The 13,421-nt window shown below is 43.1% G+C and carries 12 protein-coding genes and 1 other annotated feature; of the genes, 5 read left to right on the forward strand and 7 right to left on the reverse strand.

Annotated elements, in window-relative coordinates; translation table 11 throughout:
* Positions 1-276 precede the first annotated feature (276 nt).
* Positions 277-879 carry a 30S ribosomal protein S4 gene (gene rpsD / locus ACXADE_RS14585; RefSeq protein ID WP_474981170.1) on the forward strand — a complete coding sequence of 201 codons (603 nt, stop codon included), beginning with the start codon at positions 277-279 and terminating at the stop codon, positions 877-879.
* Positions 880-1,015: 136 nt separating this feature from the next.
* Here the strand turns inward: rpsD and tyrS are convergent, their stop codons facing one another.
* Positions 1,016-2,281 (reverse strand): tyrosine--tRNA ligase, encoded by a 1,266-nt coding sequence (gene tyrS / locus ACXADE_RS14590; protein WP_474981171.1) that lies wholly within the window; start codon positions 2,279-2,281, stop codon positions 1,016-1,018.
* A 95-nt stretch (positions 2,282-2,376) separates the two neighbouring features.
* Positions 2,377-2,582, reverse strand: a binding site (T-box leader).
* Positions 2,583-2,702: 120 nt separating this feature from the next.
* Between tyrS and ACXADE_RS14595 the strand changes: the two genes are divergently transcribed.
* From ACXADE_RS14595 to ACXADE_RS14610, 4 genes are all read left to right on the forward strand, one after another.
* Entirely contained in the window at positions 2,703-5,837 is a 3,135-nt protein-coding gene (locus ACXADE_RS14595; RefSeq protein WP_474981172.1) for a transglycosylase domain-containing protein, read from the forward strand.
* A 129-nt stretch (positions 5,838-5,966) separates the two neighbouring features.
* Positions 5,967-6,614 carry a GNAT family N-acetyltransferase gene (locus ACXADE_RS14600; protein ID WP_474981173.1) on the forward strand — a complete coding sequence of 216 codons (648 nt, stop codon included), beginning with the start codon at positions 5,967-5,969 and terminating at the stop codon, positions 6,612-6,614.
* Between the two features lie 4 nt (positions 6,615-6,618).
* Positions 6,619-7,266, forward strand: coding sequence for an acetoin utilization AcuB family protein (locus tag ACXADE_RS14605; RefSeq protein WP_474981174.1), 648 nt, complete (start codon positions 6,619-6,621; stop codon positions 7,264-7,266).
* Positions 7,263-8,438, forward strand: a complete 1,176-nt coding sequence (locus ACXADE_RS14610) for an acetoin utilization protein AcuC (RefSeq protein ID WP_474981175.1) — start codon at positions 7,263-7,265, stop codon at positions 8,436-8,438. Before ACXADE_RS14605 ends, ACXADE_RS14610 begins: the two co-directional genes overlap by 4 nt.
* 40 nt (positions 8,439-8,478) lie before the next feature.
* Here the strand turns inward: ACXADE_RS14610 and motS are convergent, their stop codons facing one another.
* The 6 genes from motS to ACXADE_RS14640 form a co-directional block, all read right to left on the reverse strand.
* Positions 8,479-9,264 (reverse strand): flagellar motor protein MotS, encoded by a 786-nt coding sequence (motS, locus tag ACXADE_RS14615; RefSeq protein WP_474981176.1) that lies wholly within the window; start codon positions 9,262-9,264, stop codon positions 8,479-8,481.
* Positions 9,254-10,081 carry a flagellar motor protein MotP gene (gene motP / locus ACXADE_RS14620; RefSeq protein ID WP_474981177.1) on the reverse strand — a complete coding sequence of 276 codons (828 nt, stop codon included), beginning with the start codon at positions 10,079-10,081 and terminating at the stop codon, positions 9,254-9,256. The genes motS and motP overlap by 11 nt, the downstream gene beginning before the upstream one ends.
* Positions 10,082-10,132: 51 nt before the next feature.
* Positions 10,133-11,131 (reverse strand): catabolite control protein A, encoded by a 999-nt coding sequence (ccpA, locus tag ACXADE_RS14625; protein WP_474981178.1) that lies wholly within the window; start codon positions 11,129-11,131, stop codon positions 10,133-10,135.
* Positions 11,132-11,386: 255 nt separating this feature from the next.
* Complete coding sequence (locus ACXADE_RS14630) at positions 11,387-12,445, reverse strand: bifunctional 3-deoxy-7-phosphoheptulonate synthase/chorismate mutase (RefSeq protein ID WP_474981179.1); 1,059 nt, start codon at positions 12,443-12,445, stop codon at positions 11,387-11,389.
* A 161-nt stretch (positions 12,446-12,606) separates the two neighbouring features.
* Positions 12,607-12,924 (reverse strand): bacillithiol system redox-active protein YtxJ, encoded by a 318-nt coding sequence (gene ytxJ / locus ACXADE_RS14635; protein WP_474981180.1) that lies wholly within the window; start codon positions 12,922-12,924, stop codon positions 12,607-12,609.
* A 64-nt stretch (positions 12,925-12,988) separates the two neighbouring features.
* Positions 12,989-13,408, reverse strand: coding sequence for a YtxH domain-containing protein (locus tag ACXADE_RS14640; RefSeq protein ID WP_474981181.1), 420 nt, complete (start codon positions 13,406-13,408; stop codon positions 12,989-12,991).
* Between the last annotated feature and the right edge of the window lie 13 nt (positions 13,409-13,421).

The raw sequence follows: 13,421 nt of genomic DNA on the forward strand, positions 1-13,421 counted from the left end.
CAGGCATAACTTTTGATGAAGAAAAACCTCCACCGGCCAAAACGATTTTCTTAATACCCTTGACTTATTCCTCCTATAAGATTACAATATTCGTTGTGTAAAATAAATGGCAGCCTATGTGAACCACCATTGTTATCATTTTGTTCCTCTCTTAAGAGGTGCATCGCGTAACTCTCTGCTGCTGGGGCGAAGGTGCATGAAAACATAATGAGCAATGACTAAAGGGACACACTGTTTTTATTTTATGCAAAATAAAATAAAAAGGAGGAAATTCCTATGGCACGTTATACAGGTCCAACCTGGAAAAAATCACGTCGTTATGGTATTTCTTTAAGCGGAACTGGTAAGGAGCTTGAAAAGCGCCCTTACGCTCCTGGACAACATGGTCCAAACCAACGTAAAAAACTATCTGAATTCGGTCTTCAACTACAAGAGAAGCAAAAGCTTCGCTTCATGTACGGTCTGACTGAGCGTCAATTCCGTCGTATGTTTGAAGAAGCAGGTAACATGAAGGGTATCCACGGTGAAAACTTCATGATCCTTCTTGAATCCCGTTTAGATAATCTAGTTTACCGTCTAGGTCTTGCTCGTACACGTAACCAAGCTCGTCAGCTAGTTACTCACGGCCACGTTACTGTTGATGGCGGTCGCGTTGATATCCCATCTTACCGCGTAGCTCCTGGTCAAGTGATCAGCCTTCGTGAAAAATCTCAAAAGCTTAACGTCGTAGAAGAAGCGATCGAAGTAAACAACTTCGTACCTGAATATCTTACTTTCGACGAAGATAAGCGTGAAGGAACGTACACTCGTTTCCCTGAGCGCGCTGAGCTTCCTTCTGAAATCAACGAAGCTCTTATCGTTGAATTCTACTCTCGTTAATCTGCTTTTGCAGACGATTAAGAAAGCGTTCATGGAATGTTCTTTTACATTCTATGAACGCTTTTTTTGTTCCTATAAGTTAAAAACCTATAAAAAAGCGGCAGTCCTTATGGGCTGCCGCCTTTCTCATTTATTATTAAAATTTGATCAAGTAATATTTTTTCTTCCCTCGGCGGATAATCATAAACTGGTCTTCGATACGATCTTCCTCTCCGATGGTGTGTTTAAGATCTTGATTACGCTCTCCATTGATATAAACCGCTCCGTTTCCGATATCCTCTCTCGCCTGACGCTTGGAGGAAGAAATTCCAGCATTCACGAGGAGCTCGAGCAATTGAGGTTCTTTTTCTTCAGACATATAAGTAGGAACATCTTTGAATCCTTGCTCAATTTCTTTGCCGGATAAAGCTTTAATGTCTCCACTGAATAATGCAGAGGAAATGCGCTCCGCTTGTTTCAGTGCTTCTTCATCATGCACAAGCTTTGTCATTTCTTCTGCTAAACGTCTCTGCGCCACTCTCTTTTCAGGTTGAGTTTCTACTTCTTTTTCCAACTCAGTAATTTCGTCAATGCTCAAGAATGTGAAATATTTCAGGAAGCGAATGACGTCACGATCGTCAGCATTGATCCAGAATTGATAGAATTCATAGGGAGATGTTTTCTCAGGGTCAAGCCAGATAGCTCCACCGGCAGTCTTTCCAAACTTCGATCCATCTGCTTTCGTAATCAATGGAACCGTTAAGCCATAGGCTTCGACCTCTTCTTCACCTGCAGCCGTACGTCTTAATAGTTCAAGACCTGCTGTAATGTTCCCCCACTGATCACTTCCACCGATTTGTAGGGTACAATTTTCTTTTTGATACAACTGTTGGAAATCAAGAGACTGCAGAATCATATAGGAAAATTCAGTATAACTGATCCCCTGCTCGATTCGGGATTCCACAGAATCTTTTGCCAGCATATAATTGATTCCGAAATGTTTTCCTGTATCCCGTAGAAAATCAATGATTGTCATCTGGGAAAGCCATTCGTGGTTATTACGCGCAACGGCTGCATTTTCCCCTTTATCAAAGTTAAGAATTTTCGCTAACTGCTCCTTAATTCTTTCACTATATCCATGGACGACCTCTGCACTGTTTAGTTGTCTTTCGCTAGACCGGCCACTTGGATCACCAATCATTCCGGTACCGCCTCCGACGAGTGCAATTGGCCTGTGACCCGCTTTTTGGAACCTTTTCAACATGAGCACCGGAAGAAGGTGTCCAATGTGAAGACTGTCTGCGGTTGGATCAAAACCGCAATACAGGGTAACCTGCTCCTGCTCCAAGTGTTTCTTCAAACCTTCTTCGTCCGTCATTTGGTTAATTAATCCGCGATTCTGTAAATCCTGCAAAATATCCATACGTTCACTCCTCATTCTATTCGTTAGTAGACTTGTGCTTTCCATGAAAGGTCTTAGAGATGAATTTTCTGAAAACAAAAAAGACCCCCTCCCTTAAAAGGGACGAGGTCTCGCGGTACCACCCTTGTTGCACAAATGAATGTGCCACTCCGATCGATAACGGCTTTTCACCGTCTTCTGATTCATACCAGAAGAGATGCTCCAGGTCGTAATTCAAAAACATATGTGTACCGGCTCACACCAGCCGCCGGTTCTCTGAAACAGGGAAATGTTTTCTACTCCAGTCCTTCAACGCACAATTATTCATCTACGTATATATTTATCACAACACAACTCAAAAAGCAATAAAACCCCTTGTAGAATTATATCCTAACCTCCCCGGGTGTGTTATAATATTGTTGGAATTTTAGGAGGTATTATCATGTCTAATCAACCGAAAAAAGGGAGAAATAAGCTGGATATACGCTCTTTATGGCAGAGCGGGACCATCCAGAAAAATGGCCGGATCACCTATGATGTCGTGTGGAACGTCATCTTATTTTTTATCATCATCGGTGTCATCGGGTTATTTTTCGCAGGTGGTGTAGGCGCCGGCTACTTCGCTTCTCTTGTGAAAGATGAAGAGGTGAGAAGTGAAGATCAAATGAAAGAAACGATTTATAACTATTCAGAGACCTCGACCATGTATTTCAATGATGGAAATACAGAAATTGGAGATGTAAGGTCAGATCTCTATCGTGAAGAAATACAATTAGATCAGGTGAGTGAAGATTTAAGAAACGCTGTTATTGCGACAGAAGATGAATACTTCGGAGAACACAAGGGAGTTGTTCCTAAAGCCGTTATGCGTGCGGTCGTTCAAGAAGTAACCAATTCCTCAGTAAAAACAGGGGGAAGTACGCTGACCCAACAATTGGTTAAAAACCAGATCCTTACCAATGAAGTGTCTTTTGAACGGAAAGCTAAAGAAATGCTTCTTGCTTTAAGAATTGAACGGTTTCTTGATAAGGATGAAATTTTAGAAGCATACTTAAACATTGTACCCTTCGGAAGAAATGCGAACGGTCAAAACGTAGCAGGTGTCCAGACGGCTGCTCAAGGAATTTTCGGGGTGAATGCGAAAGAATTGTCCTTGGCTCAATCTGCATTTATTGCCGGCCTTCCACAGTCACCATTCGGATATACTCCTTTTTATAATGATGGATCCATCAAGGAGCCTGAGAATCTCGAAGCCGGGATCGATCGTATGCACGAAGTACTTGAGCGCATGCTTGAAGCGGGTTATATCGATCAGGCCGAATATGATGAGGCCATGAAGTTCCAGGTTAACGAAGAAACACTTGCAGAGCCTAAGTCAACGGTGCTAGGTACCTATCCTGCAATTAATCAGGAAGTTCACAAAAGAGCCAAACAGCTAATCCAGAAACATTTGATGAAGCAGAACGGTCACACACAAAAAGACTTGAATGAAGATGAGTCCCTTAAGGAAGAATACGACACCATGGCTGAGCGGGAACTCTCTGCCGGCGGCTATCAGATTCATACGACGCTGGACAAAGAAGTCTATGATGAGATGCAGGAAGTAAGAGATTCCTACACGGAAAGTAATTGGCCCTGGGGCAAGGAAACCGCATTGAACAGCGAGGGTGAGGAAATTAAGGTTGACTCCCCGCTTCAGCTTGGAAGTATCATTATTGAAAACTCGACTGGTAAAATCTATGGATTTATCGGGGGATATGATTTCGAAGAGGAAAACTTGAACCATGCCACTCAAGCGCGCCGTTCCAACGGTAGTACGATGAAACCGCTTCTAGTATACGGACCTAGCTTTGATATGGGGGCTGCACAGCCTGGCTCTGTCATTGCCGACGTTCCTTATTATTATAATGGCGGTAAGGAAGTACGTAACTTCTCAAGAAACCACAGAGGCTTTGTGTCCGCACGTTATGCCCTTGCTCAGTCTTATAACGTACCTGCGGTCAAACAATACCATAAAATTCAATCCCAGGATCCCGTAAAAAATTATCTGGTTAAAATGGGAATGGGAGAAAATTTGGTGAAAGATGATTATACAAACGAATCGATGGCATTAGGAGGACTGACTTACGGGATTACAGTTGAAAACAATGTCAATGCCTATGCAACTTTCGGAAACATGGGTAAATTCGTAGACGCCTATATGATTGATAAAATCGAAACTAAAGATGGAGAAACCATCTATGAACACGAAACAAAAGAAACAGAAGTATACAGCCCACAGGCTGCCTATCTCACTCTCGATGTCATGCGTGATGTACTGGATTACGGGACTGGGCAAAGAGTGAGAGGCATGCTCTACAACCGCGGTGTCGACTGGGCTGGTAAAACAGGGACCTCCCAATCGACAAGAGACTCCTGGTTTGTAGCGACGAACCCGAACGTTACTGTCGGTATGTGGACAGGTTTTGCTGAAGGCAACATGCAGCACTTGAATTACAACCAGCGAACCCAGGGACTATGGGCTGATGTCGTGAACGCTGTTTCTGAAATCCGCCCTGAACTGATGGTTCCAAATAACAGTTTCCAAAGCCCTGGCGGCTTAGTAACGCGTTCATATTGTGCAACATCAGGACTACTCGTTTCTGACTTATGTTCTTCTGTAGATCTGGCTGAGAGTGATATTTATGATGCGGATTATGCCCCTTCTAAAGTAGATGACAGCTTGATTGGCGGCGATTTTGTAAGGGTTAAGGATCAACTCGTTATAGCCGGTCCAAATACGCCTGGGGAATTCATCATCGATGGTGGCGGAGTTACATTGAACCCTGAATTCCTTGAAGAAAATGGCTATACTAGTCCTGAGGTTCTTAGAGAACTATTACCGAATTCAGGAGCCTGGTCGAATGTAGCCCTACCCTCCACATCAAGTATTGGATCTACAGCTTCATCTATTGATAATGATGGTCAGGCACCATCAGCACCTGGAGCAGTGAATGTCAGTGGATCTACAATTTCATGGACACCATCCTCAAGTAGCGATGTCGTTGGTTACCGTGTATATCGTGCGTCTACACCTGGGGGATCGTTTAGTCAAATCGGAAGTTCTGTAGATACCTCGCTCAGCTTCTCAGGAGGCAGTGGCGTTTATGCCGTAAGGGCTGTGGATTATTTCGGTCAATCCTCCGGGTTATCAGCCTCTACAACGGTTGGAAACCCAGGAGCCCCTGAACCATCCGAAGAGGAAGATGATTCTTCAGGTAACTCAGGAGGTAATTCTGACGACAGTTCCTCAAATGACAATTCATCGAATGATGGAAACGGAAATTCAGATGATTCGAATGGGAATGACTCAGAAGAGAATGATTCCGGTAACGGAAATTCCGATAGCGGAGAATCGAATGAAGGCGACGGATCTGGAAATGGAGATTCGGGCGGCAGTGATGATGAGGGCGATGATTCTGGCCAAAGCGGAGATGATTCCGGCGGCTCCGGAGATGGGTCTGGGGACGGTTCCGGAGATGGTTCCGGGGATGCCGGTTCCGGGTCTGATGAAGACTCAGAATCTGATAATCCTTAAAAATCTGACAAAAATCCGATCGGGAAACCGGTCGGATTTTTTATGCACGATGAAATATAAATACGATTTCATGTATAATGAAGGCAAACAGCAAAGATAAACTATGAATCTATGACAGGTGGTGGCTGAATGAATCATAAGAAAACGTATCATTACGAAGCCTTTGACACAGAACATGGACCTGTCATCGTAGAAGGTCCATTACCTGCTGATGTCCTCAATAAGTATACCTTTCATGAGGGCTTAATAGCATTCCGTCCTCCAGAAAAACAGTTCGAAGCTGTTAAAGGCATTGCCGACTTTGAAGAGGGAAGGATCATAATTGCCAGACATCACGAAGAAATCATCGGGTATGTGACGTATTTACATCCAGATCCCCTTGAACGTTGGTCAGAAGGAAACATGAAAGACCTCATAGAGCTTGGGGCAATTGAAGTTATTCCCAAATTCCGCGGATACCGGATTGGCTCCCGGCTGCTTCAAGTGTCTATGATGGATGAGTTTATGGAAAACTACATCATTATCTCAACAGAATACCATTGGCATTGGGATCTGAAAGGGACAGGTCTCAACATATGGGATTACCGGCGAGTAATGGAAAAGATGATGGCAGCCGGAGGGCTCACTCCTTCCCCCACGGATGACCCCGAAATCATCTCCCACCCTGCTAATTGTTTGATGGTTAAGATCGGTCATCATGTCCCTGAATCGTCCATCCAACAATTCGACAGGCTTCGTTTTTTAACACGACATCAATACCGTGAGGCAAGGAGGTAATTCTATGTTAGTGGAAGAAATCATGAAAAAGGACGTCATTACTTTATCTCCCGAAGAAACCATTGAAACAGCTTTGAGGCTTCTTCATGAACATCACATCCGGCATATACCCATCGTTAATGAGGAAAATGTCGTTATCGGGATTGTCTCTGACCGGGATGTAAGAGATGCCAGCCCTTCAACCTTTGAAACAGAAGCGGACCATCAAGAACTTAAGCATCCAATCCAATCCATTATGACTTCTCCTGTAACAACGGTCCATCCATTGGATTTTGTAGAAGAAGTCGCTTCCATTTTTTATGAACAGGAAATAGCCTGTGTCCCGGTAACCCGCGACGAAAAACTTGTCGGAATTATTACAGAAAAAGATATGCTGTACACACTCATTCAGCTTACAGGGACGCACGTCCAGAGTTCCCAGATTGAAGTTAAAGTTATCAATAAGCCTGGAATCCTCCCTCAGGTCACACAGGTTTTCGGCAAAAGAAAAGTGAATATAAGCTCTGTCCTTATCTACCCTTATAAACCGGATTCCAAATATAAGATTATCGTCGTCAGGATTCAGACGATGAATCCCCTTCCTACCATTGAAGATTTAAAATCTGAAGGCTACGAAGTTCTGTGGCCTAAAATGCCAGGGATCCCATCATGACCTGCCATACAGGATTTGTGTACTCCGATGATTTTACTTCCTATCGCTTTCGAGATGATCACCCCTTCAATCAGATGCGTGTGGTAATGACGAAAGAACTGTTGGAAGCTTCCGCTCAGCTGACAGCGAAAGACATGATCCCTCCGCGTTTGGCTACTGAAGAGGAACTTTCCCTTGCTCACAGCAAGAAGTATATTGAAGCCGTCAAAAAAGCTGGCCAGGGGTTATTAACGGAAGAGGAAGGCATGGAGTACGGGATAGGGACAGAGGATACTCCTATGTTTAAAGGAATGCATGAGGCATCTCAATTACTAGTGGGAAGTACATTATCGGCGATCGAGGCCGTTATGGATGGAAAAGTTCAACACGCCTTGAATCTCGGTGGTGGTCTCCATCACGGGTTCGAACGCAAAGCTTCCGGATTCTGTATTTACAATGATGGAGCTGTTGGTATAAAATATATCCGTGAAAAATACAAGGCAAAAGTTCTCTATGTAGACACAGATGCGCACCATGGTGATGGTGTTCAATGGGCTTTTTATGATGACCCCAATGTCTGCACTTTCTCCATTCATGAAACTGGACGCTACCTGTTCCCTGGGACCGGAAACGTGAATGAACGGGGGCTGAAAGAAGGCTACGGTTATTCATTCAATCTCCCCATCGATGCCTTTACGGAAGATGAATCTTTTCTGAATGTTTATGAATCCGCTTTCAGGGAGATTGTTGACTTTTTCAAACCTGATGTCATCATTACCCAAAACGGTGCAGATGCACACCATTTGGACCCCTTGACACATTTATGTTCTACAATGAAAATATATGAGGCGATCCCTCGATTAGCACATGAACTTGCCCACACCCATTGCGGCGGGAAGTGGATAGCACTTGGTGGCGGCGGCTATGACATTTGGAGAGTCGTGCCAAGAGCATGGGCGCAAATATGGAAGATCATGAACGACCAAGTCCCGTTTCAGGGCCCCTTGCCTGAGGAGTGGTTACAAAAATGGCAGAAAAAATCGCCCGTTGATCTGATTAAGACTTGGGAAGACCCTCCAGATGCCTGTAAACCCATCCCACGACGAGACGAAATAACAGAAAAGAATAAAAAGGTTTTAGATAAGGCTCTTCAATTAATTTATAATCAAAAGAAATACAATTCGATACAATAAATAAATGAAAGCCACTACTTTACAAAGTAGTGGCTTTCATTTATTCTGAAGAACTTTCATAATCCGGATCAAGGATGACAATTTCTACCCTGCGGTTTTTGCTCCAATTCTCTTCCGAATCATTCGGTACGACCGGTCTCGTTTCTCCGTATGCAACAGCCGTGAAGCGCCTTGCATCCAATTCTGCCGTGTTTGAAAGTATGTAGCGGATGACACTGCTTGCGCGTGCACCCGATAACTCCCAATTGGAAGGGTAACGATAAGTATTGATCTGCCGGTTGTCAGTATGACCTTCTACTTTCACGAAATTAGGAATGTTCGTTAACAATGTCCCCACTTTCGTCAAAAAAGGCTTTGCACCATCCAAAATTTCAGCCCGACTTGTTTCGAAGAGCAATTGCTCTTCTAGCACAAGCACCACTCCTCGTTCGGTTTGTGTAGCGGAGATAATATCACTGAGGTCATTTTCCTGCAAGTATTGATCGACTTCCTTCTTTAAATCCTCAAGATTTTCAGTCGAGTCTCCTTCACTAGCTGATTCATCCATAAACTCTTCAGGCGTTTCGAATTCATTATTCTTCTCGCCGTTTTCCTGAGTCTTTGTCTGCTCTGTAGGGTGCTCATTTTCGACCACTGATGGATAAAAATCAAAAATCATACGATTTCGGAATGATTCAGCAATCGCTTCAAATTTCACAAGATTAATCTGAGACATGGAGAACAATAGAATGAAAAACACGAGAACCAATGTAATCATATCCGCATATGTAGTCATCCATTTCGGAGCACCATTCTTTTTTTCTTTTCTTCTTGGCTTAAGATTCATTAGCGGCAGCTCCTAATGCCTCTTTCTCCTGCTGCCCTTCTTCTTTCGTGTTTTTGTCGGACTCAGATAAAAATGCACTCAGTTTCTCTTCCAAGATCTTTGGATTTTGACCGGACTGAACGCCGATGACACCTTCAATGATCACTTGTTTAATAAATATTTCTTCATAGGTTTTATTCTCCAACTTTCCGGCCATCGGAATGAAGACCAAGTTAGCTAAAACCGTCCCATAAAACGTTGTAAGCAACGCTACAGCCATTTGCGGGCCTAAAGTCGCAGGATTGGATAAGCTTTGCAACATCAGGACAAGACCGATTAATGTCCCGATCATTCCCCAGGCCGGAGCGTATTCTCCCGCCTTTTCAAAGATTGCCCTTCCTTTTTGATGACGCTCCTCAACAGCCACAATTTCTGCTTTCATAATATCATTGATGACTTCCGGTTCGATTCCATCGACAGCCAGAAGAATCCCTTTCTTAATAAAAGGGTCTTCCACCTCTTCCAATTCGGCCTCCAGTGCGAGTAGTCCTTCTCTCCTTGCCTTTTCAGATAATTGAACAAACAAAGAGATCAATTCACGCAAATTCATGTCGTTGGCTTTAAAAGCCTCTTTCGTTACTCGGAAAGTCAGCTTTACTTCATTCATATTAAAGTTTACTAGAATAGCTGCAACGAGGCCTCCGAGCACAATGAATATCGAAGACACTTGAATAAACGAAGTAACACCTCCGAAACCAGCGTTTGCCATGATTCCAAACATGACCATGGCAAAACCGACTGTAATTCCGATGGGTGTCAATAAATCTTTTTTTGTCATAAAACTCTCTCCTCAGTTTCGAACGTGTACCTTATAGTACATATATCGGTACTATTTCTGCTGAGTTGAGTTTCTTTCGATAATTCGATGTGGCAAAATAACGTTCTGTTCTTCTACTTCTTCCTTATTCATGAACTTCGTAAGCAGCCTCATTGCCACTGCTCCGATGTCATACATAGGCTGGACCACCGTTGATAGAGTTGGTCGTACCATTGTTGCAAGACGGGTATTATCGAATCCGAAGACTTCCATGTCTTCCGGCACGCGAATGCCACGGTCCTGAGCTCCATGAATGACTCCAAGTGCCATTTCATCTGAAGATACGAACACTGCTGTCGGCTGTTCTTCCATCTCCAGGATTTGTTCCAGGGCTTCAAGACCAGAATCATATGAATAATCTCCCGTAACCATCCACTTCTCAGGCTGGTCTACAGCACTTTCTTGCATGGCACGCTTAAAGCCTTCCACTTTCTCCGTATTGATCACAGTGTTTTCTGGTCCGGATACGAAAGCGATTTGCTTGTTGTTCTCCAAGAGTAGCTTCGTTGCATCATAAGCAGCTTCTTCATAATTAATATTAACGGAAGGAGTTTCTTTCGTTTCATCAACAGTTGCCGCAAGAGCGATAGGTACAGAAGATGTTTTGAATTCACGAATGTGGTCATCTGTAATATCACCGCCCATGAAGATCAGACCATCCACTTGTTTTCCAAGCATGGCATTAATTAAATGAAGCTCTTTGTCTTTATTCTGATCTGAGTTACTCAGAATGATATTATAATTATACATGGTGGCAATATCTTCAATTCCCCGTGCAAGTTCAGCGAAAAAGATACTGGAGATGTCCGGGATAATAACACCGACAGTCGTAGTTTTCTTGCTTGCTAATCCTCGTGCAACAGCATTTGGGCGATAACCAAGTCTCTCAATGGCATCGTGCACTTTCTTCCGAGTCGCAGGTTTCACATTAGGGTTTCCATTCACGACCCTTGATACAGTGGCCATGGAAACATTGGCCTCTCTTGCTACATCATATATTGTTACATTCATCATGTTTCCTCCTTCATCCATTCCATTCGTACATTTTTGTTCAATAGGATAATCATACGATATATCGCTTACCCGCGCAATATTCATAGCATTTCTCCGTATTATTATACCCTATTTATTATAACGGATAGCCCTTTCACAGCAAAACTACAAAGAAAGAGGGTGTTCCAAAAATAAGTTGTTCCATTGAGAACGCAAAAAAGTTAGGCTGACAGGCAGCCTAACTTCTTTCTGCTTAGGAACTTACTAGGAAAGTTATTTTTTCAACTCTTCCATGAACGAGTGGAAGGTCGGGATATCCATCTGCTGTGCTGAATCAGACAAGGCAACGGCAGGATCAGGGTGAACTTCTGCCATAACACCATCTGCTCCGATGGCCAAGGCTGCTTTTGCAGCAGGAAGCAATAGATCACGACGTCCAGTGGAGTGGGTCACATCCACCATAACCGGCAAATGAGTTTCCTGTTTCAAGATAGGTACAGCGGAAATGTCCAAGGTATTTCTTGTTGCTTTTTCGTATGTGCGAATGCCCCGCTCACACAAGATGATGTTCTGGTTTCCTCTAGATATAATATATTCTGCTGCATTGATGAACTCAGAAATTGTTGCCGACATTCCTCTTTTCAGAAGGACAGGTTTATTTACAGAGCCAGCAGCTTTTAGAAGTTCGAAGTTCTGCATGTTCCGTGCCCCGATTTGAATGACATCCAAGTAATCCAAGGCTTCTTCCAAATCAGCAGGATTTACGATTTCACTTACAACGGCCAGGTCTTGCTCATCAGCCGCCTGTTTCAGCATTTTCAAACCTTCAATTCCGAGCCCCTGGAAATCATATGGGGATGTACGCGGTTTGAATGCACCTCCACGTAGAAGCTTAAGACCTTGATCCTTAACGGCTTTAGCTACAGTGGAAACTTGCTCGTAACTTTCAACAGAACACGGTCCCATAATGAAGGATGGGGAGCCGTTCCCTACTTTTTCACCTTTGATTTCTACAACCGTGTCTTCAGCCTTTTTCTTCCTTGATACAAGAAGCGCTTTCCGGTGATCATCTTCCTGCAGTTCAAGAGCAGCTTTGAAGATTTCTTTGAATAAGTGAACGATGGTAGAATTCTCAAAAGGTCCGTCATTATGCTGTGATAATTGATCGAGCATGGCTCTTTCCCTTACCGGATCAAAACGGTTCATCCCTTGTTGTTCCTTAATTTGTCCGATATCCTTTACCAGTTCACCGCGTTTATTGATTAAACTAAGAAGCTGTAAATTAACCTCATCTAGTTGACTACGCAGTTGGTTAAGATTTTGATTACTCATTATGTTCGTCCCCCTACCAAGAATTTAATGTTATGAATTGGGTTGATGCTATAAATAATTAGGGACAATTATAGCTAATATTTCGAACGTTGTCACCCCTAGAAAGGGATTTCATAAAATTCTTTAGCGATTTTTTGCTTAAAACCGCTAAAGTACCTATTTTAAATACTCATTAATCGATCTTTTGTTATAGCTGAATGACTGTCATGCCAAACAGGTTGACCCTTTTGAAATTGAATTACTTGCGGGGATTCATGACGTATTCCCGTTATTTCTGCAATATGATTACACAAATCCCTTGCTTCCTGTACATGAACGACGAAACAAGGAACGGTGCTTTCTTCATGGAAACGATTGAACTGATTGGATGCAGCGCCACTTATTGGACATGTTAAACTATGCTTCAATAAGAAAAGCTCTTCATTATTTTCGAGAATTTGTCTGAATTCTTCTTTATTAGAAACTAATTGTATTTCCAATTTCCTTATCCTCCTTCAATAAAAAAAGATGGAGGTTACACGTTCACCTCCATCTCACTTTTCATTATAAATTAGATGATGTCGTGGAATCTTGCTGCTTCTCAAGTTCCTGAGCTGCTTCTTCGATTGCTTCAGCAACTTCTTGAGCCGCTTTTTCAGCTTCATCCTCTTCACTTGTGCGGAAATTCTTCACCTTATCTTTAACAGCTCCACTGAACTGCTGAGATTTCTCAGAGACGTTCTTAGAAAGCTGAGAAGAAGATTCGACAGCTTTTTCTTTCCATTCGCCACCTTTTTCATAGGCGACATCTTTCCATTCCCCTGCACGCTCTCTCCATTCACTGGAGTTGGTATTGATATTCTCTCTTAGTTCACGACCGGATTTAGGTGCGAACAGAAGGGCAACAGCGGCCCCTACTAGGCCTCCTATCAAAGAGCCCAGTACGAAATCTCTCCCATTACCATTTTGTTTTTGTTGACTCATAACGAATTCCTCC

The organism is Halobacillus sp. ABR2_026, assembly GCF_056158545.1.